Raw genomic sequence first — 22922 nt, forward strand, 5'->3', positions numbered from 1 at the left:
AAACAAACTATGGCAATCAAACTTAAAATTATTACTCCAAATGGTATTTTTATCAACGGTAAAGAAGTAGATATAATTAATGTTAAAACTATTGATGGAGATATGGGTATATTAGCAAATATGGCTCCATTTGTAACTGCTTTAAAAATTAGTGATTTAAATTTTAAAATAAATAACCAATTAACTTATGTTCACGTTAGTGGTGGATTAATGACTGTTAGTCAAACTGAATGTAAGATAATAACTGAAAACTTATATTTAGTTGATGAAAACGGAAGCAGACTAGAAACACCAATCAAAATAGACTAATAATTAAAAAGTCAATCTACTTAGATTGACTTTTTGTTTTACTAACTTTATTAGTAACTACCTTTTTGTAATTCTTCTTACTAGTTATTTTCTTGTTGTTCTGACTATTATTTGAACGATTTTTATTAAACTCTTCAATTTTATTTCTAATAGGTTTAATAAAAGAATACATTTGTTGAGATTTTAAAAATCTAATTAATTTATAATAAGTAACTCTAGTAGGTTTAAAATTAATTTTTCCTAATTTTAAATTAGTTAAAATAGTTGTTATTTGTTTATTTAAAATTAATAAATCTTTATTTTCAGAAATAGTTTTTTTCAAAGGTTTAGGTAATTTATCAATGTTTTCAATAATTGTTTCAACATTTTTATATTTTTCTAATAACATATACGCTTGTTTATGTCGCATATATTTAACACCTTTAATATTGTCACTACTATCTCCTAGTAATGCTTTAATATCAGCAACTTGTTTAGGAGAACAAGAAAAATGCTCATAAACTTCTTTTTCAGTAATTATATGAGTAGCGTCTTTTTTACTAATATTTGTAATTATATAAGTTTTGTCATTTACTAATTGAAATGTATCTTTATCATTAGAAAGAATTCTAACTTCATATCCTAATTTATTTGCAATTCTACTAATAGTTCCCATGACATCATCACCTTCATAAGGTTCTTTTTCATATCAAGGAATATTTGCTGCAGTTAAAAACTCTCTAACTAGTTTCATTTGAGGAATTAGATCTGCTGGTGTTTCTTTTCTTTTTGCTTTATAGTTTGGATATAATTGTTTTCTAAAAGATTCTTTATCAATATCAAAAGTAACTATAATACAATGATAGTTGTTTGAATTAATAAATTTAAATATATTTGCTGCAAATGTATAAACAGCATTAATTATAATTCCATCTTTATTAGTTGAAATTTTCTTTCTTTTTAAAGTACCGTAATAGCCTTTATGCAATAAATGATAACCATCAATTAGTAAAATCGGTTTGGTTTCATTTTTCGTAATCATTGTTCTAATCAATCCTTACGTATTTAATAATAACACTAAAAAGTAAAAGATAAAATAAGGGTAATATTAATTAACAATTTAAGATAAAATTAAATATTGTATAAGATGTTATAAATATAGACGAGGTGTTGAATGAATATTAAATTTAAAAAGAAAAGTTCAGTTTTTTACACTATATTTTTTAGTTTATTAATACTTTTTATATTAGCTGTGATAGGTTTGGTGATTTCTACACCTTATAAAACAGATCTCAAAATATCTAAATTTTGTGAAAAAGCTTTAAATTATGAAATAGGTAAATATTGAGCAGTTATTTATGAAATGTTAGGTAATATGTTATTAACACCATTTATATGTTTTGCTTGTATGGTTTTTGTTGAAAGTTGATTTTTACATAAATCACAAAATAATCAGTTAAACTTTTGAAGTAAAAATAAATGAATTATAAAAGTAATCTATTTAGCAATATTAATTTCATCTTTATCAGTTCTATCAACTGGATCTTATTTTCAACTTAAAAAAGGTAATGGATTTGGAGTTGATGGAGATGCTGTATTTTTAATGAGTATGCATTATAGAAAAGTTGCTCTTATATTTTCAATTATTGTTACTCATTTAATTATGATCGTTGGTTTTTGTTTATTACATTTTAAGTTTGCTAGATCTCAAAACTTCTTATCAAATCAATATTGAATTGAATCTATTAAAGTGATCTTATTTGCTATAGTAACATATATTATTATTGTTTTATTAAAAGGAATGACTTCTAGAGTTTATTATTACAATGTTATTTATGCTGATCTATTAGAAAAAATGAAACAAGAAGGTCATCAAGATTGAGTTAATATTTATTTAAATCAAACTGAGTTTAAACATGGTTTAGTTGATGGTAATAAGGTAATTAATATTGATGGTGATTGACCTTGATATGTAATAAATGGAACAATGTTTCATCCACGTCAAGATCTAAATTTCTATCATAAGTGAGTAGAATGGGCATTTCCGTCAGGTCATATAATTGGAACTTTAACAATGTCAACAACATTCTTTTTCTTTTTATCAAATAAAAAGAAATTAAGTTATGTAAATATTATTTTCTTAGTAATCTCCTTATTACACTTACTATCTATGAGTTGTGCTTTAGTTGTCGATAGAGGTCATTGATTTTCAGATGTTTGTTTTTCTTATTTATTTGGATTACCTTTAATTTGAGTCGTTCACAAAATTGGAGAAAAAATCAAACAAAGAACAAATAACAAAAAATAGCACTTTGTGCTATTTTTCTATTTTTCTAAATTTCATTGGAATTTTACTATCATCCATTTTATTAGCATCTTTAATAAAATTGTTAAATTCTTTAACTTTATTAACATTTCAACCAGAAACATTCTGATCGAACGATTCTGCTCCTTAAAACATTGATTGCATATCTGTTACATTTGAAGTATCTCAGTTAGATATATCTTGGTTGAAATTTGAAGCACGAGTAAACATTCTACTCATATTAGTTACACTAGATGTGTTTCAGTTGTTTAATGGTTGGTTAAATTGCGTTGCTTCTTCAAACATTGATTGCATATCTGTTACTTTCGAAGTGTCTCAATTGCTTATGTCCTGATTAAAACTTCTAGCTTTGTAAAACATATGAGCCATTTTAGTTACATTCTTAGTATCTCATTTAGATATATCTTGATTAAAGCTTTCAGCGTTTATAAACACACCTCGCATATCAGTTACATTTGAAGTATCTCAGTTAGATATATCTTGGTTGAAATTTGAAGCACGAGTAAACATTCTACTCATATTAGTTACACTAGATGTGTTTCAGTTGTTTAATGGTTGGTTAAATTGCGTTGCTTCTTCAAACATTGATTGCATATCTGTTACTTTCGAAGTGTCTCAATTGCTTATGTCCTGATTAAAACTTCTAGCTTTGTAAAACATATGAGCCATTTTAGTTACATTCTTAGTATCTCATTTAGATATATCTTGATTAAAGCTTTCAGCGTTTATAAACACACCTCGCATATCAGTTACATTTGAAGTATCTCAAGATGAGATATCTTGATTAAAGTTTTTAGCTCCTCTAAAAATAGAAATCATATTCACTACGTTTGAAGTATTTCAATTACCTATATCTTGATTAAAGCTTTCAGCTACAGCAAACATATGACCTAAGTTAATCACATTCGAAGTGTCTCAACTAGATATATCTTGGTTGAAGGATTTAGCTCCATCAAACATAAATTCCATATTTATTGCTTTAGAAGTATCTCATTTAGATATATCTTGATTAAAGCTTTCAGCACCTTGAAACATTCTTCTCATATTAGTTACATTTGAGGTGTTTCAATTTGTAACATCTCCATTAAATTTTTTTGCAAAACTAAAGACACCATCCATTTCAGTGACGTTTGAAGTATCTCACTTATCTAAACCTTTTATTTCTTCATTTTCATTATGTTCAAAGACAGAATTTAAATCTGTTATAAATCAAGGTAATTCTTCTGGAACGCTATTTACTTTTTTATCAAAACGTTCGATTTTCCATCGATTACCAAAGACTCTATAGTAAGATAGAACCCCATCACTACTTCTACCTCTTAAATTATGAACATCAACAGATCTACGATCATTATCAAGAGATGCATCATTATCTATTCTTATAAATTTAATTTCAACTTCTCCAGTAAATTTAGGATTCTCATCTTTTGCTTTTAACTTCGCTCTGTAATCACTTATTAATTCTAAGGTAAAATTTGAAGAAAATTCTTTAATTTCAGGATTTAATTGAACTACTTTTTCTTTTATATTTTCTATTGTTATATCCTTAACTCTGATCAAACCAATTTCTTTTTTAGTTATTATTTTCGATATGTGAAGTTTTTTGTTTTTAACAATTGTTATACCAACTCCTGTACCTATTGAAGCTAAAGCTGTAGTTGTAGTTAAAATTAACAATAATAATTTCTTCATTTTATCCCCACTTTTTTTGCATATAAATTAATTCTATTTTTTTTTTTTTTTGAAATCAAGTGTAAAATATCTATCAGAAATTAAATAATAAAACTCAAAACAATTAATTTGAATATACTCAAAAAAAGGAAAACACACATAAATTTTTAACTGATATAGTGCTCTCTTCTATAAAAAAGAATTTTATAGTTTTAATAACATTCTCATTTGTAGATCTTGATTTGATTATAAAAATTAAAAATAGCACTTATGTGCTATTTTTTGTTTAATTCTTCTTTTATTTTAGCTCTAAATTTCTCTGGAATAAATTCAAGTTTTAACTTACTTTCTTTATTAATGAATCGGTTATAGAATTCGACATTATCAACATCTCAAGTGCTAATGTTTTGTTCAAATGATTTAGCAAATCAAAACATATTATTCATAGTAGTGACTTTAGAAGTATCTCAGCTTGATATATCTTTGTTAAATGATTCAGCTGATCAAAACATGTCAGACATACTTTTAACTTTTGATACATCTCAAGCAGTATATTTTGAACCATCTTTTCTTTCTACTTCTTTTGTATTTATATCTTGGTTAAAAGTTTTTGCTTTATAAAACATATTATGCATATTTTTGACATTTGAAGTATTTCAATTACCTATGTATTGATTGAACTTTTCAGCTCCTGCAAACATACTTTGCATATCAGTTACATTCTCAGTATTTCAATTACCTATATCTTGATTAAAGTTTGAAACATTAAACATTTTTGACATGTTTTTTACATTTGAAACATTTCAATTATTTAGTGGTTTATCAAATGCTTCAGCACGACTAAACATTTCACTCATATTAATTACATTTGATACATCTCAAGCAGTATATTTTGAACCATCTTTTCTTTCTACTTCTTTTGTATTTATATCTTGGTTAAAAATTTTTGCCTCTTTAAACATAGATTCAGTATTTTTTAAACTATTTGTATTTCATTTAGTGATATCTTGATTAAATTTTTCAGCCCCATAAAACATTTCACTCATATTAGTTACTTTAGAAGTATCTCAACTAGATATATCTTTATTAAACACTTTATTATTAGTGAACATACAATTCATCTTAACTACTTTAGAAGTGTTTCAGTTTCCTATGTTTTGATTGAAACCACTTGACCTAAACATTCCACTCATATCAGTTACATTAGAAGTATCTCAACCAGAGATATTTTGATTGAATTTTGTAGCATCATAAAATGTATAAGACATTCTTTTAACGTTTTTTGTATCTCATTTTTCAATACCTTTAATAGTTTGATTACTACTTCCTTGAAAAGCTTTACTTAGATCCTTAATGAAGCTAGGTAATTGATCAGGGACTTCTTGTACACTATGTTTAAATCTTGCTATATGAAATAAACCACCATTACTAATAAAAGAACCTATTTTAGTTACTTTTTTATTTTGACTACCCTTTTCGTATTCATGATAATCATCAAACACATCTTTTGCATTAAATTTTCCTACATTTAGTTTGATAGTAACGCCTTTATAAACAAATTTTAGAACTTCATTTTCTCTAGGTCTATCAAAATCATTTAAAGGCTTTTCTAAATAACTAATATTTACATTATTTAATCCATTATCATTTAATCTTTCAGTAAATAATTTTAATATTTGATTTTTTGTAGCTACTCATCCTAAATCAAAATCAACAGGACCGTCATTTGTTCTAAAATTGTCTTTAAATTCTTTATTTCAAACTAAATTAATCTTTTCGATATTTTGCTTATCTTGTTCAGTGAAAATTTCAAAATCAATTTCAACTTCACCCTCATAAGTATTATCTCCAGCTTTAGGTTTTACAATAATTTTATTTTCTTGAACTACTAATTCTACTTTATCAGTATCTAAACGAGGATTCTTTTGTTTTATTAAATTCAATAATAAATTTTTATCACTTTTATCAGATTCATTAATTATTCCTAAGTTTCTTACATTTATTACACTTGATAATGAAGCACTCAAGCTAAATGTGATCTCAACTTCTCCTTTATAGGTTTTGTCACCAGCTTTAGGTTTTACAATAACTTTATTTTGTTGAATTTCTAATTGTATCTTATCAGTATCTAAACTAGGATTCTTTTCTTTTATTAAATTCAATAATAAATTTCGATTAGTTTTATCAGATCTATTAATTCTTCCTAAGTTAGTTACATTTATCACACTACCTAACTCTTTACTTAATTGAAAAATAAGTTCAACCTCACCTTTATAATCTTTTTGACCATCTTTATTAGGTTTTACAATAATTTTATTATCTTGGATATTAAAATCTAATTTATTAAAATCTATTTTAGAGTTTGTATTTAAGTTAGCTATTATTCTAGTAAGCTCATTTTTATTATTTAATTCATCTTGATCAATTATTCCTAAATCTAGATTAGTAAGTAATGAGTTTAAATGAACGCTTTTTGATTTTTGAGTATAAACATATCAAGTAGTTGTTGCTGCACCAGATGAAGCAAGCGCTACAGCACCAGTGATTATTAATTTAGCTTTTAATTTCATAATATCCCTTTCTAAATTTGTATAAATAACATATTTTAGGTAATTATAAAATCAAAAAAAAAAAAAAAAGACTTGACAAAAATCGAGCGTGTGCATAGTATACAGAAACTATTAATAAACTTCTAAAATTTAAATAATTCATTATGATATTAATTAGAATTTTTTGAAAAATAGTTATATTTTCTATTATTCTCTTTCACAATAATTTTTAATTGCAAATAAGCTGAATTTTATGAACTTATTTTTTATTCTATAATCAATGATTAAAGTTAACATGTTTATGAATCAATCTGCATTAAATAAACATCGCAGATTATAACTATATCTTCAGTTCATTTTTATCTCTAGATATCTTTTTGAGTTAAGTATTTGTTAACTTATTGTTTATTTAAAAATATTTCTATTTAATTAGTAAGTTTAATCTTTTTTAGACTAATCTATGCACATGTTGAGTACACTTTCAACTCTTTTTTTTTTTTTTTTGAAATGCTATTCTTTAAAAAGAAAATTTTTAAAGGAGTTATTATGAAATTAGTAAAAAGTTTAATATCAAAAAAACTAATACTAGCAGGAGCTGGTGTTTTAGTTACAGCATCAGCTAGTACTGGTATTGGAGTTGGAATTAACCAATCAAATATAAGAAAAGAAGAAAGAAGAAATTTAATAAATCTGATAAGAAATACTAATATCGGTCTTATCAATAGCTCTGAGTTGAATGAAAATAAGTTAATAGAATTAATTAAAAAAATAAACCCTAATTTGAATCTTGATTTTAGTAAATTAGAATTTGATATTCAAAGCGATAAAATTATTGTTAAACCAAAACCTAATGATAATACATATAAAAATGAAGTTAAAATTTCATTTACTTTAAGTAAAGACCTATCAACAATAATTACTAATAGAGATTTAGGTCCAATTCATGAATCAGATAGAACTAACCAAGCACTAATTCAATTAATAAAACAAAAAAATCCAGATTTAGATACTGATAAAGTAGAATTGGTAGTTCAAGAAAATAAAGTCATCGTTAAACCTAAAACTGGTGATAAAACTTATGAAGGACAAGTTGAAATTTCATTTACTTTAAGTAAAGACCTATCAACAATAATTACTAATAGAGATTTAGGCCCAATTCATGAATCGGATAGAACTAACCAAACACTAATTCAATTAATAAAACAAAAAAATCCAGATTTAGATACTGATAAAGTAGAATTGGTAGTTCAAGAAAATAAAGTCATCGTTAAACCTAAAACTGGTGATAAAACTTATGAAGGACAAGCCGAGATTATATTTTCATTAAGTCAAGATCTAAGTGATTTAATTACTGAGAGAAATTTAGGAAATATTAATAGTTCAGAAAAAACTGGAACTAAATTAGCTGAATTAATCAAACAAAAAAATCCAAATAATGAAATTGATTTTGATAAATTAGAATTAGATATTTATGATGATAAAGTCATCGTTAAACCTAAAACTGGTGACAAAACTTATAAAGGACAAGTTGAAGTTACATTCTGAATAATTCAAGATCTACACAGTTTCATTACTGAGACAAATTTAGGAATTATAAATAGTTCAGAACTAAACGTGACAAGCCTAATAGATTTATTAAAACAAAAAAATCCAAAAGCTGCTTCTATTGATTTCAGTAGACTTGCTCCATTTATACTTACAGATGGAGAGAGAAATAACTTTTTTATAAGACCTAAACCAGGTGATAACAGTTATATAGGTGAAGTTAAATTTTCATTTACTTTAAGTAAAAAATTAACTAGTTTAATTACTACTACAAATTTAGGTGAGATTGATGACAATCAAATTAATAATCAAAAAATAATTGAATTAATTAATAAAAATAATCCAAATAGTAAATTAGATTTTAATAAATTAGTATTACAAATAAATGGTAATAAAGCTGTTATCAAACCTAAAACTGGTGATAAAACTTATGAAGGAGAAGTAGAATTTAATTTTATTATTCGAACAGAAACACAAAGAAACATTATCAAGATAAAACATATTTGAGATAGTGAATTTAAAGATAGATTTTATGATTATGTTGATGATAAGCGAGGTGTTTATTTAACAAATCAAAAATTATTAGAAGCAATTAATAGAAGATTAAAAGCTAATAATTTAAATATTTCAGTATCTAAAGTTGTAGATGATGAAAAAGACTGAGACAATATAAAAATTGTTCCTAATAAATTATTTAAAATTAAATATAACAATGAATTAATTGAACTTGATTTAGGTGAGTTTAATAAATTTAATACGAAATTTAAAGATGATAAAAAAGAAGAAGTAGTTGAACTAGGATATATCGTTTCTCCTTTAGACGGTTTATTTACAGCATTTGTTGGCAATTTTGGGGGTGAACATGAAATTAATATTAAGAAAGTACAAAATAAATTATCACCAAAAATAGAAAGCCTTTTCTGCCTATTTTCTAATAATCCTAACGAAAAAATTGATGGTATTGAAGATTGAGATACTTCTAATGTAATTAATATGCATAGAACTTTCTCTCATACTAATAACTTCAACCAAGATATAACCAAGTGAGATACTTCCAATGTAACTAACATGCACGGAATGTTTGGTGGTGCTAGATCTTTCAACCAAGACATATCAACAAAAAATGTAACAAAATCAGATGGTTCTGTGTATAAAGCATGAGATATTTCAAATGTAACTGATATAAGTAGAATATTCACACAAGCTTCAGAATTCAACCAAGACATATCTAATTGAGATACTTCTAATGTGAGAAGTATGGAATTGATGTTTTGATGAGCCACAAACTTCAACCAAGACATATCTAACTGAAATATTTCAAACGTAAGAGATATGAGAGGAATGTTTCAATGAGCTGAAAACTTCAACCAAGACATATCTAACTGAGATACTTCAAATGTAACTGATATGAATGGAATGTTTTGAGCAGCCAAAAAGTTTAATAAATCATTAAGAAATTGAAACACTTCAAATGTAACTGATATGGGTGGAATGTTTGCTTTTACAGATAACTTCAACCAAGACATATCTAACTGAGATACTTCAAATGTAACTAATATGAATAGAATATTTTTTGGTGCAGAAAACTTCAACCAAGACATATCAACAAAAAATGTAACAAAATCAGACGGTTCTGTGTATAAAGCATGAAACACATCAAACGTAACTAATATGAGTGAGATGTTTTCGAAAACTAAAAACTTCAACCAAGACATATCTAACTGAGATACTTCAAATGTAACTGATATGAGTTGAATGTTCGCTGAATCAAAATCATTCAACCAAAACTTATCAGGATGAAATGTATCTAAAGTAGAAAAAAATGAAAACTTTAACAAAGACGCTCATTTAGAATTTAAAGATAATAAATTACCAATATTTCCTAAAAAATAATTAATTACTCTCTTATGAGAGTTTTTTTGTTATCAGTATTCTATCATTGGTTAAACTTGATACATTTAATGATAAAACTTAAAAAAAGTGTGTAATCCACACAAATTTTAAATATTTATTACTTATAACCTGATAAAACATGTATTTTTTGTATAATATACTTAAAAAAAGTGTGGAATCCACATAAATTTTAAGTATTCGGTAAAAATATATTAAAAATTTATATATTTAACCTAATTTCACTTAAAAAAAGTGTGGAATACACACAAATTTAAAGAGGTATCTATGTCAATAAGAAGAGACTTTTATTTAAATAAGCTAATAAACAAAATGAACAATGGTAAGGTTAAAGTCATAACAGGAATAAGAAGATGTGGTAAATCATTTTTACTTTTTAACATTTTTAATGATTATTTAATTTCTAAAGGTGTAAAAGAAGAACAAATTATAAAACTTTCACTAGATAGTGTTAAAAATATTTCTTTAAGAGATCCCTTAAAGCTTATAGAACATATAGAGCATTTTATTGTTTCTAATGATGAGAAATATTATGTTTTTATAGATGAAATTCAATATTGTGAAATAATAGATAATCCTTATGTTAAAAATAGTAAACACAAAATTACTTTTGTAGATGTTTTAATTGAACTTATGAAAAGAGATAATGTTGATGTTTATGTAACTGGAAGCAATTCAGTAATGCTATCTAGTGAAATACTTACTCAATTTAGAGATAGAGCTAATAGAATACATGTGTTACCACTATCTTTTAGTGAAATATTACCTTTATTTGATGATCAAAAGAAAGCTTTACAACATTATTTCTATTATGGTGGTCTACCAGGTGTTTATATTTTAGATACAGAAGATGAAAAAGTTGAGTACTTGGCTAATCTATTCAATGAACTTTATATAAAAGATATACTTGAAAGAAAATCAATTCAGAAAGATAAATATGTTCTAGAAATATTATTAAACTTTATTTCATCAAGTATTGGATCTTTAACTAATCCTAGTAAATTATCAAAAAGATTTGATTCAGAAACAAAAATACAAATATCGCCAACTACAGTAAGTAATTATTTGGATTATTTTGAACAATCATTTTTAATTTCTAGTTGTCATAAATTTAATGTTAAAGGAGGTAAGGTTTTTAAAACTCCTTTAAAATATTATTTTGAAGATCCTGGTTTAAGAAATGCACGTTTAGATTTTAATCAATATGAAGAAAATCATATTATGGAAAATATAATATATAACGAATTAAAAAGAAGAGGTTTTATTATAAATACAGGTGTTGTTGAAACATTTTCAACAGTTGATAATAAAACAAGTCGAAAAACTTTAGAAGTTGATTTTGTAGCTAAAAAAGCAAATAAGAAATACTACATTCAATCAGCATATCAAATGCCAACACAAGAAAAAAAAGAACAAGAAGCTCGTTCTTTATATAATATAGATGACTCATTTAAAAAGATAATTATAACTTTTGATAATTCAATACCTAAATATGATCAAAAAGGTGTATTATACATAGGCTTAATAGACTTTTTATTAGATGGATCATTTATTGATTCTGAAGTTTAGTATATAAACAAAAAATAACATTTACATGCTATTTTTATTATCAAAATTTCTTTGGAATTTTATTTCAATCTATATCGTTGTCTCGCTCAATAAAATTGTTGAAACCAGAGTAATTAGATACACTTAAAAAAAGTGTGGAATCCACACAAATTTTAAGTTTATTACTTATTAAGAACACTTTTTTCTAAAATTTCAAATAAATTACTAGTATCAATTTCAACTTCTGATTGAATTAAATAAACTACTTTTTCATCAAATTCTTTAGTAAGTATTTCTATTTTATTTTTATTCATTCAATTATTAACTTGTTTTATTTCTGTTATATTAAATTGGATTTTATAAACATAATATTTTTTAGTTTCAATAATATCTGCTAATTTAACTATTTCACTAGCACAATTAGAATAAGCTCTTGTTAAAGGTCCTGCACCTAATTTAATACCACCATAATAACGAATAACTAAAATAACTACATTAAATAAATTATTTTTTTCTAATACATTAAAGATAGGTTTTCCTGCAGTTGAACTAGGTTCTCCATCATCATTATAACCACCAATTACTTTATCATCATAAATTCTATAAGCATAACAATTATGTGTAGCGTCAAGTTGACGATATTTATCTAAAAAACTTTCTAAATCTTGTTTAGAATTAACTTTTTTCATGATTGTTATGAACTTAGAATTTTTAATTATTATTTGATTTGTATAAACTTTACTATCTATTGTTTTCATATCTATTTTCTAAATTATTTTTTACTATTATATGTTATATAATAATTATATTGTAATGCCAAAAATGTGGGAGGATAAAATGATTTCTGATAAACGATTAATTAAAAGATACGGTCAAATTGCAGATAAAATTATCAAATTAGAACCAGAAATGAGAGAGTTAAAAGATGAAGATTTCAAAGTTAAAACACAAGAATTTAAAGATTTAATAGCAAACGGAACTGAACCTGACTCATTATTAATTGAAGCTTATGCATTAGCTAGAGAAGCTGCTAGAAGAGTGTTGGGGTTAAATGCTTATAGAGTTCAGTTAATTGGAGGAATTATTTTAAATTCTGGAGATATTGCTGAGATGAGAACTGGTGAAGGTAAAACTTTAACTGGTATTTTTCCTGCATATTTAAATGCTTTAACTGGTAAAGGGGTTCATGTTGTTACTGTTAACGAATATCTTTCAAAACGTGATAGTGAAATAAACGGACAAGTTTATGATTTTTTAGGTATTACTGTTGGTCTTAATGGAAGTAGATTGTCTAAATCAGAAAAAAGAGAAGCTTATGAAAAAGACATTACTTATACAACTAACTCAGAGTTAGGTTTTGATTATTTAAGAGATAATATGGTAAGCGATCCAAGTCAAAGAGTTCAAAGAAAATTAAATTATTGTATTATCGATGAAGCTGATTCAGTTTTAATTGACGAAGCAAGAACACCTTTAATTATTTCAGGTGGGTCATCATCTAGAAAAAACATGTATAAAACAGCTAATGATTTTGCTTTAACTTTAAAAGAACATGATGATGTTGACATTGATCTAGAATCAAAACAAGTTTATTTAAATGAACAAGGTATGAGAAAAGCTAATGAATTCTTTTCATTAAAAAACTTATTTGCTTTAGAAAATACTGAAATTTTCCACTTAATTATGAATGCTTTAAAAGCTCAATTTGTTTTTAAAGAAGGTATTGAATATACAGTTAGAGATGGAGAAATTTTATTAATCGATCAATTTACTGGTCGTATTATGGAAGGAAGAAGTTATTCAGATGGACTTCAACAAGCTTTACAAGCTAAAGAAAATGTTGAAATCGAAGAAGAAACTGTAACATTAGCAACAATTACTTATCAAAATTTCTATCGTTTATATTCAAAAATTGCAGGAATGACTGGTACTGCTAAAACTGAAGAAGAAGAATTTATTAAAATTTATAATACTAGAGTTGTTGTTACTCCAACAAATAAACCTGTTATTCGTAAAGATGAACCAGATCTAACATTTGGATCAAAAAATGCAGCGTTAAAAAAACTTGTAAAAGATGTAAAAGAAACTCATGAACTTGGTGCTCCTATTTTAATTGGAACCACTAGTGTTGAATCAAGTGAACAAATTGCAAGATATCTAACAAAAGCCGGATTAAAATTTGAAACAATTAACGCTAAAAATCACGACAGAGAAGCTGAAATTGTTGCAAAAGCCGGACAATTAGGAGCTATTACTTTAGCAACCAACATGGCTGGTCGTGGAACTGATATTAAGTTAAGTGATGAAGTTAAAAAACTAGGTGGATTACGTGTATTTGGTGTTGAACGTAACGAAGCAAGACGTATTGATAACCAATTACGTGGTAGATCAGGTAGACAAGGTGATCCAGGTCTTTCAAGATTTTATATTTCAATGGACGATGATTTAATGATTCGTTTTACTGTTCCAAAACAAAGACAACGTTTTAAATCATTAGGTGATGATTATATTAAATCTAGATTGTTTACAAGAGCAATCACTAATAACCAGAAAAAACTTGAAGGGATGAACTTCGATCAACGTAAAAACGTTTTAGATTATGATAACATTCTAGCTCAACAACGTGAAATTATTTATGCTCAACGTGAAGATATTTTAGAAGCAACTGATCTAACTGTAGCAATTAAAAAATTCCAAATTACAACAGCTTATGAATTAATTGAAAAACACTCAACTGAAGTTCATGGTGAAAAAACATTAAACTCAGAAAGTTTATTAAAAGTAATTGATGGTAATTTAGTTCCTAAAAATAAATTTACTGTTCAAGATTTCTATAACAAAGAAAAAATGGATCTAGCAATTGAAATAGCTGAAGCAATGATGAAATTATATAAAGCAAGAATTTCAGATATTCCTGAAGATGTAGCTTTAAATATGGAAAGAAGAGTCATTTTAGATTCATTTGATAAATATTGAACTAAACACTTGGATTTAGCTAACAAATTAAAAAGTGGAATTTATCTACAACAATATGCTCAAAACAATCCATTAGCAATTTATGTTGAACAAGCAACTAGTTTATTTAATAAAATGAAAGTAAACATAGCTGATGAAATTGTAAACAACTTATCTAATGTAATTCTAAAATTAGTTGAAGAAGAACCAAGAGAAGAAAGAATTGAAATCACAGATAAAGATATTGAAGACATCTTAAATGAAACTGGTCTATCAAAAGATGATATTAACAATTCTGCAATTAATAGACGTTTTGATGAATTAGAAAAAGAATTCAAAGAAGATAAACCAAAATTAAGAAGATTAAGAATTCAACGTGACATTATGTTAGGATTAGTAATCGAATTAGAAAGAAGAGAACAAATGATCTCTGAATCTTCAGCTGAAAATCAAGAAATCACAAGATTGATTAAAAAAATTCAAAAAGAAAGAGACATCACAACAATTACAATTGAAGAAGTTCAAGCTGATTTTGAAAAAATTGCTAAAAAATGTAAAGATGCAGACGAATTGCATAAACTATCAATTGCAAGAGATATTTTATTAGAACTTGTTCAAAGAATGGATGACTTTAAAAAACAAGCTAGATTTGAATCTAAGAAAAAAGCGGAAGATGCAACTGAAGAAGATCAAAAAGTAAAAGTACGTATCGGGTAATTTAAAAGTTACTAACGTACTTTTTTATTATTTTTCATATCTTTCCCACTTTAAGCATAAAAATATCTAAATTTTAGAAATAAAAAAATAGCAAACGCTATTCTAATTATTTTTTAAATCTTGGTAACTGTTCAGGTTTTAATTTATTGCCATAATTAGAAAAACCATATTTCACATTATTAACATTTCACCCTGAAAGATCTTGACTGAAATTTTCAGCTTCAGTAAACATTTCACTCATATCAGTCACGTTAGAGGTATCTCAATTTGAAATAATACCATTAAAGTTTTTTGTTGAAGCAAACATATTCTCCATAGTAGTTACATTAGATACATCCCAATTATCTAAATCTTGGTTAAAACTTTTAGCACCATCAAACATAAAACTCATATCTATTACATTAGATACATCTCAATTATTTAATGGTTGATTAAAATTTTTAGTTCAACAAAACATACCTTGCATATTCTTTACTTTTGAAGTATCTCAATTTGAAATATCGGCATTAAATTTTTTAGCACCATAAAACATATTTCTCATATTTGTTACATTTGAAGTATCTCACGCAATATATGATGAACCATCTGAACTTTTAATTTCTTTTGTGTTTATGTTTTGGTTGAAGTTTTCAGTTTGTGAAAACATATCACTCATATCAGTTACATTTGAAGTATTTCATTTTGATATATCACCATTGAACTCGGTTGCATTATTAAACATACTTTCCATAGTAGTTACATTTGAAGTATCTCAATATTCAATCCCCTTAACTTGATTTTTATTTTCTTTAAACGCTTCACTTAAGTCAGTAATAATACTAGGTAATGAACCAGTAACGATTTCTGTATTTCAATTAAACTTATGTACTTCAAATCCACCTTTTTCATTTATAAAATAACCTATTTCAGTTACTTCTTTTTTAGTAGAATCTTTATATTTATGTTTTGTTTTACTTGTATTAAATCATCCAACATTTAACTCTATGATGTCGCCAGTGTAAATAAACTTCAGATTTTCATTTTCTTTTGGTTTAGACTCTTTTAAACTGTCTTCTAAATAATCGATTTTTATATTATTTAATTTATTTTTTATTAATCTATCTGATAGAGTTTCTAATATTATTTTTTTAGATGGTAATTTATCTTGTCTTAATCTATTTTTGAATTCATCATCTCAGATTGATTTAATTTTATTAATAATGAAATCTTTAGAAGAAGGGATATAAAATTTAACCTCAACTTCATTAATATAAGTTTTATCATTTTCTTTAGGTTTAATAATAACTTTATTATTTTTTATTTCAAGTTTTAATTTAGAAAAATCAATATCAGCTTTTGGATTTTTTTGTTTAATTAGCAAGATTAATTTTTCTAATGCTTTATCACTTTCGTTAATTCATCCTAAATCTTTATTAATAATTAAAGTAGATAAATCAATGTTTTCTATTTTTTGATTTTGGTTATATATTCCAAAACCAACCCCGACCGAACCTATTGAAATGGTATTTGTACCAATTATTATAGATATTAATTTAGCAATTTTCATATAATCTTCTTTCTATTTTTAATTTAAGATAAATAATTATCTTTTAAATGGTGGAATATTTTTTTCTTCTAAATTAGAATTCTTATTAAAATCAGAATATCTTCTTACTTGATTTACTTCTCAATTACTAATATTTTGATTAAAATCTATTGCACCTTCAAACATTGATTCCATATTAGTTACATTTGAAGTGTTTCAGTCACTTAAAGGTTTATTAAATTTTTTAGCATCATAAAACATTTCTTTCATATTAGTTACATTAGATACATCTCAATTATTTAATGGTTGATTAAAGTTTAAGCAATTTTTGAACATTTCACTCATATCAGTTACTTTAGAAGTATCTCAAACGTAATGATATTTTCGACGATAATTTCACTCTTCCTTTTTAGATATATCTTGATTAAAGTTTTCAGCATCTCTAAACATTCAACTCATATTAGTTACATTTGATGTATCTCAATTTGAAATATCACCATTAAAGTTTTTAGCACCATAAAACATTCGACTCATATCAGTCACTTTGAAAGTATCTCAATTTTTTAAATTTCGATTAAATTCTCTTGCATCTTCAAACATACCTCTCATATTAGTTACATTTGAAGTGTTTCAGTCAGAAATATCTTGGTCAAATTTTTCAGCTCCTCTAAACATATAACTCATATCAGTTACTTTAGAAGTATCTCAAGCATAATATATTTCTGGACCACATCTTCTTATTTTCTTTTTAGATACATCTTGATTAAATTCTCTTGCACCTTCAAACATACCTCTCATATTAGTTACATTTGAAGTGTTTCAGTTGGAAATGTCTTGATTAAACTTTTCAGCTCCATAAAACATCTCACTCATATTAGTTACTTTTGAAGTATCTCAAGCATAATAATATGTCCAGTTGTCTATTCTTATTTTCTTTTTAGATACATCTTGATTAAAGTTTTCAGCTCTGTAGAACATTCCGCTCATATTTGTTACATTTGAAGTAACTCAAGAATTTATATTCTTAATAAAAGAATACGCTCCTCTAAACATATAACTCATATCAGTTACTTTAGAAGTATCTCAGTCAGAAATGTCTTGATTAAACTTTTCAGCTCCACAAAACATCTCACTCATATTAGTTACTTTTGAAGTATCTCAAGCTTTATAACTCGTTTGATCTTCTTTAACTGTAATCTTTGTATTTATATTTTGGTTAAACGAATAAGCATCTCTAAACATACTACTCATATTAGTTACATTTGAGGTGTTTCACATAGATATATCTTGATTAAACTTTTCAGCTCCATAAAACATCTCACTCATATTAGTTACATTTGATGTATCTCAATTTTGAATTCCTATTATGAATGCATTTTTATTGTCATAAAATGCTTTACTTAAATCTTCGATAGCACTTGGTAAATTATCAGGAACTTTTTTCGTAACTTTATTAAATTTTTGTATTTGAAATAAACCATTAGAGTTTATAAAATAACCTATTTTTATTACTTCTCTTTTTGTAATATCTTTATAAGTGTGTTTTCTTTTTTGATTATTAAATATTCCAATATTTAACTCTATTATATTATCTTTATAAATAAATTTTAAAGTCTCATTTTCTTTTGGTTTAGACTCTTTTAAACTGTCTTCTAAATAATGGATTTTTATATTATTTAATTTATTTTTTATTAATCTATCTGATAGAGTTTTTAATATTGTTTTTTTAGAAGGTAAATCTCATTTATTTTTACCTCTAAATCTATCTTTAAATTCAAGATCTCAAATAGATTTAATTTTATTAATAATTATTTCTTCAGAAGTAGGAATGTAAAATGTAAATGTTATTTGATTTTTATATGTTTTATCATTTTTAATAGGTTTTACTATTACTGTATTGTCTTTAATCACTAAATCTAATTTAGAAAAATTAAAATTAGTTTTTGGATTTTTTTGTTTAATTAGTAAGATTAATTTTTCTACTGTTTTATCACTTTCATTAATTCATCCTAAATCTTTATCAATATTTAAAGTAGATAAATCAATACTTTCGATCTTTTGAGATTTGTTATTTAACAATGTAATACCAGTTCCAACTGAAGTTGCAGAAATAGCATTTGTACCAATTATTAGAGATATTGTTTTTCAAGTTAATTTCATATAACTCCTTTATTAAATAAAAAATTTTAAAAAAACATAATAAAAATTATAGCAATGCAAAAAAAAAAAAAAAAAGACTTGACAAAAAACTCGAGGTGGTTTTTACAAAATTATCATAAGTAATAGTTATCCATGAATTGAAGGATAAAAGTACCGATTGAATAATTTAAAAGTTACTAACTTACTTTTTATTATTTTTTATATATTTTATATAATAAGACTATGTAAGGAGAAAAAACATGAACAAACTACACTAACAAGGACTTTAAAAACTGATCTTATATTCTACAGTTTTATTATTTTTATTAGCTTTTTTATAAATATTTCATTTGCAATAACTAATATTAGTCAAAAGGTTGCTAATATTGATAGTTTAATTTTTTTAGATTCAATTTCAATTTCTATGTGATCAATGTGAATCACAACTTCTTATGCAATTTATGCTTTATATAAAAATATAAAAACAAAACAAGTTTATTCTAATAAATGAGTAGAATTTTTAGCTGTAAGTATGCTTTTAGCATCTATGATTTTATTTATATTTTATTTAAGCGTAGGTTTTGTTAACGAGATTATTAACTGAAGTTATTGATTAAAAATAATTAACTCATACTTTTTATTACCAATTGCATTTTTAAGTTATTTATTATTATTTAAAAATAAAACATTAGTAGATAATAAAGTAATGTTTAGATCAACATGAAGATTAGTATTAATTAGTTTTGTTTATATTATTTATGTAGTTATTAAAACGTTTGCAAGATTACAATTAGTGAAAAATAATCAATTTGCTTTTGTTGATATTGATATAGAAAAACTAGGAGTAACTAATTTTATTTTCTTAGGTATTTTTATATTTGCTGTGTATTTTTCAAGTTATTTTGCAGTAATAAAAATTAATAATTTAGTAAATAAAAATGGAGGTATTTATGAAAAAAGTTGATAATAAAAATTGATTAAAAACTTTTAAAAGAACATTTAAATCTGAAATGATCGTTTCAGTTGTTATGTTATTTTTAATAGCTTCATGTTTATTTATGTTTTTTGTACTTAAATCATTTGGCATAACTACAAATAAACCTGAAGCTGCTGATTTTATATTCACAAGAGATACAACTTATTTAAGTGAATGATACGCTACTTTTGTAATGGTATTTTCTGCTATGAAAATTACAAAAATGTTACAAACTAAAAAAATACTTATTTTTAAATATACTGAATATACATTTACTGCTTGAACAATTTTTATTTTCTTATTTTATGTTGTTGGAATAATTATCGGTCAAACTCAAATAGATGATACAAGTTTTGATACTTATTATCGTGCTAGTGCAATTCATGTTATTGTTCCTTTAATTTGATTAGTTTACTTTTTTATTTTTCCTATTTGTGATCAAAAAACTAAAAAACAAGTTTGATTAGGAAGCTTACAAAATGTTGTTATACTTTCAGCATATTTAATTTGAATTGGAATTAGATTAATACCAAATGTTGCTGATCAAAATGTTGCTTATCCATATGCATTTTTATCTGCTGAAAAAATAGGTGTTGCTCTTTATGTTTTAGGAAATATTTTATTTATTGCTTTAATTAGTTTATTATATGTTGGTGTTTATTATTTAAATATTTTAATTTATAACAAGTCAAATAAATTGACAAACAAAAATAACATTAAAAATGAGAGTATAATAAAAATTAATAAAGAAAGTAATTAATTTTAATATGAATTATATAAATAACAATAAGTTTAAATTAGTAAGTAGATTCTCACCTTCTGGAGATCAAAGTCAAGCTATTGAACAATTAAACCAAGGATTAAAAGATAATAAAAAATATCAAGTTTTACTAGGTGCTACTGGAACTGGTAAAACTTTTACTATTGCAAATGTTATTGCTAAACATAATAAACAAACTCTAGTTTTAGCTCATAATAAAACTTTAGCTATGCAATTGTATTACGAGTTAAAAGAATTATTTCCTGAAAATAGAGTTGAATATTTTGTTTCAAATTTCGATTTTTTCCAACCTGAAGCTTATGTTCCATCTAAAGATTTATATATTGATAAAGATGCTCGTCAGAATATGGAATTAGATATGATGAGGCTTAGTGCTTGTAATGCACTTTTAACAAGAAATGACACAATAGTTGTAGCAAGTGTTGCTGCTATTTTTGCTTTACAAAATCCAGATGAATATTCATCAGCATTTTTTGAATTGAAATTAGGACAAAAAATTGCAAGAAATGAATTATTAAATTGATTAGTTAAAACAGGTTATACAAGAAATGATATTGAAAATGAATTAGGTAGTTTTTCAGCTAAAGGTGATGTCATTAAAATAGTTCCTGGTTGAGCAAATAATATTATGTTTAGAATTTCATTATTTAATGATGAGATTGAAATGATTGATATTTTAAATTCAATTACTGGTGCAGTTATTGATAGAACTAGCACTGTTTCAATTTTTCCTGCTCAAGCTTATGTGACACCACAAGATAAAATTAAATTAATTTGTAACAACATTAGAAATGAATTAACTAACAGATTAGCTGTTTTAACTAGTGAAAATAAATTATTAGAAGCTCAAAGATTAGAACAAAGAACTAAATACGATCTTGAATCACTTGAAGAATTTGGATATTGTAGTGGTATTGAAAATTATTCTTCTCATTTAGATCTGCGTCAACCGGGTCAACGCCCTTATATTTTATTAGATTATTTTAAAGATGATTTTTTAACTATTATTGATGAATCTCATATTTCACTTCCTCAAATTAGAGGAATGTATAACACTGATAGATCTAGAAAAACAACGCTAGTTGAATACGGATTTAGACTACCTAGCGCATTAGATAATCGTCCTTTAAATTTTGATGAATTTAATAGTTTATTACATCAAGTAATCTATACTTCAGCAACTCCAGGAGATTATGAATTAGATCAAGTTAATAATCATGTAGTTCAACAAATTATTAGACCAACAGGATTATTAGATCCAATTGTTGAAATAAGACCTACAACAAATCAAATTGATGATATTATCAATGAAATACATAACAGAAGAAAAGTAAATGAAAGAGTATTTATTACAACTTTAACAATTAGAATGAGTGAAGATTTAACTAATTATTTACAACAAAGAGATATTAAAGTAGCTTATTTACACTCTGAATTAAAAACACTAGAACGAAGTGAAATATTAAATGATTTAAGAAAAGGGGTTTATGATGTTGTTGTTGGAGTTAACTTGCTAAGAGAAGGATTAGATCTTCCTGAAGTTAGTTTAATTTGTATATTAGATGCTGATAAACAAGGATTTTTAAGAAACTATCGATCATTAATTCAAACAATAGGACGAGTTGCTAGAAATGAACATGGTAAAGCTATAATGTATGCTGATAGCACTAGTCAAGCTATGCAACAAGCTATTGATGAAACTAATCGTAGACGTGAAATTCAACAACAATACAATAAAATTCATAACATTACTCCTAAAACAGTTTCAAAACAAATTACTGAATCAGTATTAAGTAAAAAATCTAAACAAGCAATTGAAAAAGCTAAAAAAATACGAAATTCAAAACAAAAAATTGAAACACTTCAAAAAGCGATTGATGATTTACGAGAGGAAATGTTACAAGCTGCAAAAGAATTAGATTTTGAAAGAGCAGCAGTTTTAAGAGATACAATTATTGAATTAGAAAATCAAAAAAGTTCTAATTAGGAGG

The 22922-nt window shown here is 25.0% G+C and carries 14 protein-coding genes; 8 read left to right on the forward strand and 6 right to left on the reverse strand.

Annotation, left to right across the window (positions count from 1 at the left end):
• Positions 1-9 precede the first annotated feature (9 nt).
• The gene (locus MYE_RS00715) at positions 10-309 is read left to right on the forward strand and encodes a F0F1 ATP synthase subunit epsilon (protein ID WP_042733131.1); all 300 of its coding nucleotides are present in this window, start codon (positions 10-12) and stop codon (positions 307-309) included.
• Between the two features lie 16 nt (positions 310-325).
• Here MYE_RS00715 and MYE_RS00720 read toward each other — a convergent pair whose 3' ends face one another.
• Entirely contained in the window at positions 326-1330 is a 1005-nt protein-coding gene (locus MYE_RS00720; protein ID WP_042733132.1) for a 5'-3' exonuclease, read from the reverse strand.
• A 132-nt stretch (positions 1331-1462) separates the two neighbouring features.
• Here MYE_RS00720 and MYE_RS00725 point away from each other — a divergent pair, with 132 nt between their 5' ends.
• Positions 1463-2596 (forward strand): phosphatase PAP2 family protein, encoded by a 1134-nt coding sequence (locus MYE_RS00725; RefSeq protein WP_042733133.1) that lies wholly within the window; start codon positions 1463-1465, stop codon positions 2594-2596.
• Between the two features lie 144 nt (positions 2597-2740).
• Here MYE_RS00725 and MYE_RS00730 read toward each other — a convergent pair whose 3' ends face one another.
• Both MYE_RS00730 and MYE_RS04345 read right to left on the reverse strand, forming a co-directional pair.
• Complete coding sequence (locus MYE_RS00730) at positions 2741-4306, reverse strand: BspA family leucine-rich repeat surface protein (RefSeq protein ID WP_052491379.1); 1566 nt, start codon at positions 4304-4306, stop codon at positions 2741-2743.
• Positions 4307-4560: 254 nt separating this feature from the next.
• A complete protein-coding gene (locus MYE_RS04345; RefSeq protein ID WP_052491380.1) occupies positions 4561-6855 on the reverse strand; it encodes a BspA family leucine-rich repeat surface protein in 2295 nt (764 codons plus the stop codon).
• A gap of 525 nt (positions 6856-7380) precedes the next feature.
• Between MYE_RS04345 and MYE_RS04350 the strand changes: the two genes are divergently transcribed.
• Both MYE_RS04350 and MYE_RS00745 read left to right on the forward strand, forming a co-directional pair.
• Positions 7381-10272, forward strand: coding sequence for a BspA family leucine-rich repeat surface protein (locus MYE_RS04350; protein WP_052491381.1), 2892 nt, complete (start codon positions 7381-7383; stop codon positions 10270-10272).
• Between the two features lie 285 nt (positions 10273-10557).
• Positions 10558-11859 carry an ATP-binding protein gene (locus tag MYE_RS00745; RefSeq protein WP_042733134.1) on the forward strand — a complete coding sequence of 434 codons (1302 nt, stop codon included), beginning with the start codon at positions 10558-10560 and terminating at the stop codon, positions 11857-11859.
• Positions 11860-12020: 161 nt separating this feature from the next.
• Here MYE_RS00745 and MYE_RS00750 read toward each other — a convergent pair whose 3' ends face one another.
• Positions 12021-12596, reverse strand: coding sequence for an IMPACT family protein (locus tag MYE_RS00750; RefSeq protein WP_042733135.1), 576 nt, complete (start codon positions 12594-12596; stop codon positions 12021-12023).
• 79 nt (positions 12597-12675) lie between these two features.
• On the opposite strand from MYE_RS00750, the gene secA reads away from it, so the two are divergent.
• Positions 12676-15510 carry a preprotein translocase subunit SecA gene (gene secA / locus MYE_RS00755; protein WP_042733136.1) on the forward strand — a complete coding sequence of 945 codons (2835 nt, stop codon included), beginning with the start codon at positions 12676-12678 and terminating at the stop codon, positions 15508-15510.
• Between the two features lie 106 nt (positions 15511-15616).
• Here secA and MYE_RS04105 read toward each other — a convergent pair whose 3' ends face one another.
• Both MYE_RS04105 and MYE_RS03970 read right to left on the reverse strand, forming a co-directional pair.
• Positions 15617-17056: a BspA family leucine-rich repeat surface protein gene (locus tag MYE_RS04105; protein ID WP_082028298.1), complete on the reverse strand. Its 1440-nt coding sequence runs from the start codon at positions 17054-17056 to the stop codon at positions 15617-15619.
• A 36-nt stretch (positions 17057-17092) separates the two neighbouring features.
• A complete protein-coding gene (locus tag MYE_RS03970; protein ID WP_052491382.1) occupies positions 17093-19195 on the reverse strand; it encodes a BspA family leucine-rich repeat surface protein in 2103 nt (700 codons plus the stop codon).
• 157 nt (positions 19196-19352) lie between these two features.
• Here MYE_RS03970 and MYE_RS00770 point away from each other — a divergent pair, with 157 nt between their 5' ends.
• The 3 genes from MYE_RS00770 to uvrB are packed head-to-tail and all read left to right on the forward strand — an operon-like array spanning position 19353 to position 22918.
• Positions 19353-20141 carry a hypothetical protein gene (locus MYE_RS00770; protein WP_042733137.1) on the forward strand — a complete coding sequence of 263 codons (789 nt, stop codon included), beginning with the start codon at positions 19353-19355 and terminating at the stop codon, positions 20139-20141.
• Positions 20125-20910, forward strand: a complete 786-nt coding sequence (locus tag MYE_RS00775) for a hypothetical protein (protein ID WP_042733138.1) — start codon at positions 20125-20127, stop codon at positions 20908-20910. Before MYE_RS00770 ends, MYE_RS00775 begins: the two co-directional genes overlap by 17 nt.
• A 7-nt stretch (positions 20911-20917) precedes the next feature.
• Positions 20918-22918, forward strand: a complete 2001-nt coding sequence (gene uvrB / locus MYE_RS00780) for an excinuclease ABC subunit UvrB (protein ID WP_042733139.1) — start codon at positions 20918-20920, stop codon at positions 22916-22918.
• Positions 22919-22922 lie beyond the last annotated feature (4 nt).

The organism is Mycoplasma yeatsii GM274B (assembly GCF_000875755.1).
GTDB classification, from domain to species: Bacteria; Bacillota_I; Bacilli_A; order Mycoplasmatales; family Mycoplasmataceae; genus Mycoplasma; species Mycoplasma yeatsii.